This window comes from Mesorhizobium sp. M2A.F.Ca.ET.042.01.1.1 (genome assembly GCF_003997405.1).
Lineage (GTDB): Bacteria > Pseudomonadota > Alphaproteobacteria > Rhizobiales > Rhizobiaceae > Mesorhizobium.
The window spans coordinates 1-2,790 of sequence record NZ_RZRX01000441.1 but is presented as its reverse complement, the minus strand read 5'-3'; the positions used below and the strand labels follow the sequence as shown (position 1 = coordinate 2,790).

3 protein-coding genes are annotated in these 2,790 nt (G+C 63.2%); 1 reads left to right on the top strand and 2 read right to left on the bottom strand.

The genetic code is table 11. The features are described from left to right. Positions 1-765: GH25 family lysozyme (locus EOA23_RS33325; protein WP_127307185.1), on the bottom strand; the 765-nt coding region annotated here is incomplete at its 3' end. 294 nt (positions 766-1,059) lie between these two features. On the opposite strand from EOA23_RS33325, the gene EOA23_RS33320 reads away from it, so the two are divergent. Then, positions 1,060-2,442 carry a serine hydrolase gene (locus tag EOA23_RS33320; protein ID WP_127307184.1) on the top strand — a complete coding sequence of 461 codons (1,383 nt, stop codon included), beginning with the start codon at positions 1,060-1,062 and terminating at the stop codon, positions 2,440-2,442. A 21-nt stretch (positions 2,443-2,463) separates the two neighbouring features. Here the strand turns inward: EOA23_RS33320 and EOA23_RS33315 are convergent, their stop codons facing one another. After that, positions 2,464-2,772, bottom strand: a complete 309-nt coding sequence (locus EOA23_RS33315; protein ID WP_126060070.1) for a HigA family addiction module antitoxin — start codon at positions 2,770-2,772, stop codon at positions 2,464-2,466. Positions 2,773-2,790: the final 18 nt, after the last annotated feature.

Sequence of the window (2,790 nt, the reverse complement as noted above, 5' to 3'; positions counted from 1 at the left end):
CTTCCAGGCGGCTTCCGAGCCGTTGAAGACGTTGATGTCGGACTTGCCGGTCATGCCGGGCACGATGCCGGTGCCGGTGTACTGCCAGAAGGTAAAGGGATGGCTGCCGTATTTCTCACGCGGGTGCCCTGCGACCGAGCGCAGCCAGTAGGGGTAGCCGCGGAACGTCGCCAATTGGTTGTCGTCGAAGAAGTCGACCGAGGTGTAGATGATCGGCTTCTTGCCGTAGTGACGCTCGACCATCTGTAAAAAGACGGTCATTTCACTGCGCACGGTGGCCGGATCGGGGCGCAGCCTGCAGGTCGGCGATTTCGGGTTCCATTCCATGTCCAGCACCGGAGGCATGGCCGACGGGTCATTTGGGACATTGGCGATGAACCAGCGCGCCTGGGCTTCCGCCGGCGTGCAGAAATAGAAGAAATGATAGGCCGCGCGCGGGACTCCGGCTGCCCTGGTGCGTGCCCAGTGCTCGTTGAAATTTTCGTCGAAGCGGTCGCCGCCTTCGGTCGCCTTGATGAAGGCGAAGGAGATGCCGCTGGCCCTGACGGTGGGCCAGTCGACCGAGGTCTGGTATTTGGAGACATCGGTGCCGTGGATGGCGTAGGTCCATGGCGCGCCGCTGTCCCATTCATGCGGCTTGGAGTCCTCGAATTTGGGCGCGCGAACGGCAACCGCCTGCGAAGACGGCGACAACGGCGAAAGGTCGTCGACGGTCGAGCAGGCGCAGAGCAGCGTCAGCATCAGGATGGCCGCGAGACGGCGCATGATATTCCCCGAGCCGGGTTCAGCCGGCCGCTGATGGGTCCTCTACTGATGGTGGTCGCTTACGCAGGCCCCCTCCGGACGATCGCCCCACAGGACCGTCCTGATTCATTCCATTTTCCAAGTCGTTATCCCAAAACCGCTGCGCACTTTTTGGGCGACCTGGAACCAGTTGATCGCCGAACATGGTTGATAATCCATTGACGGCGCTCGACGACGCGAATGATTTTGCGGAAGCAATGGCGGCAAATCGATGACATAAATCTTGCCGGCGAATCCAAAAAAGGCGGGGGAAAGATGCGGGCTGTCGCGAAGTTCATCAAGTGGCTGCTTGGCCTTGTGATCCTGGCGGTGGCAGCACTCTTCGCCTGGCTCTATTTCGCGCCGCCGGAACTGATCCGGGTTGGTGCCGGCTATTCGGCCAAGATCGTCTGCTCGAACGTCTTCATCGCCGGCCGCGACGCTAACCAGGTTCTGGCCGTCGACCTGCAGGCGCCGGGCCATCCGCTGCTCAGGCTGATGAAAATCTCCGTCGACAAGGAAAGGGGACTTGTCTCCGCCGGCCTGCTCTGGTTGCTGGGCAGGAGCGTCGCGGTCGAGCGCGACGGCGTCGGCTGCGCCTCGGTTCCCGATGGCAACACCGGCAAGGCGCGACAGACGTCGCTGCGCGCGGCGGCTTCCGCACCGGCGCAGGCGGACGCGCTTTGGCCCGATGGCGAGCGCGTGGATGCGTCACAAAATCCCGAGATCGCGAAAATCGTCGACGACTCGGCCATGGCCGGACCCGGCATGCGCGCCATCGTGGTGGTGAAGAACGGCCGTGTCGTCGCCGAGCGTTATGGCGACGGCTTCTCGGCCAAGACGCCGCTGCTCGGCTGGTCCATGACCAAGACGGTCAATGCCGCGATAGTCGGCACGCTGGTCAAGGACGGCAAAATGGCGATCGACAACAAGGGTCTGTTCAAGGCGTGGAAGGCCGATGGCCGCGCAGCCATCAGCGTTGCCGACATGATGGCGATGTCGAGCGGGCTGGAATTCAACGAGGATTATGGCGATGTCGCCGACGTGACGCGCATGCTCTATCTCGAGCCGGACATGGCCGGCTTCGCCGAGGCCAAGCCGCTGACCGGCGAGGTCGGAAAGGTGTTTTCCTATTCGAGCGGCACGGCGGTAATGCTGTCGCGGCTATGGCAGGACGCGATCGGCGACAAGGCCAAGGCGCTGGCCTGGCCGCGCACGGCGCTTTTCGAGCCGCTCGGCATGCACAGCGCGGTGCTCGAGACCGACGAGCAGGGCACTTTCGTCGGCTCGTCCTATCTCTACGCCACCGCGCATGACTGGGCGCGCTTCGGCCAGTTCCTGCTGCAGGGCGGAACCTGGAACGGCAACCAGATCCTGCCTGCCGGTTTCGTCGACTGGATGCGCGAGCCGGCGCCGGCCTCGAAGGTCTACGGCAAAGGCCAGCTCTGGATCGAAGGACCGGGCGATGAGGAAAATCCCGGTGCGGGCGCCGCAGCCGGCCTGCCCAAGGACACAGTTTGGATGGAAGGCCATGACGGCCAGACGGTGGCCATCATTGCGTCGGAGCAACTGGTGGTGGTGCGGCTTGGGCTGACGCCGGCCAAGCTGGGCTACCGGCCGCAGACCATGGTGGGAGCGCTGGTGAAGGCGCTGCACTGATCCGTATTTGTGCAAGCGTGCCTATGCGGCTGTCGGCAAGGGCTTAGCACGATCGACACGCGCCCGCTCGTCAGGCGAGTTCATGACCTGCCAAAGGTCGTTGCGGCGTTGGACATTCAGCCAGAAATCCGGGCTATTGCCGAACACCCGCGCCAATATGAGCGCGGTCGCTGCGGTAACGTTGCGGCGATCGTTGCACAATTCGTTCACATGCTTGCGCGGGACGCCCATTGCCTCGGCCAGAGCGGCTTGCGTCAAGCCGAGCGGGTGCATGAACTCTTCCGTAAGAATTTCGCCAACCGTTGCCGGCTTGCGTGCGGTCATCAACATGTCTCGCCTCACTTATAG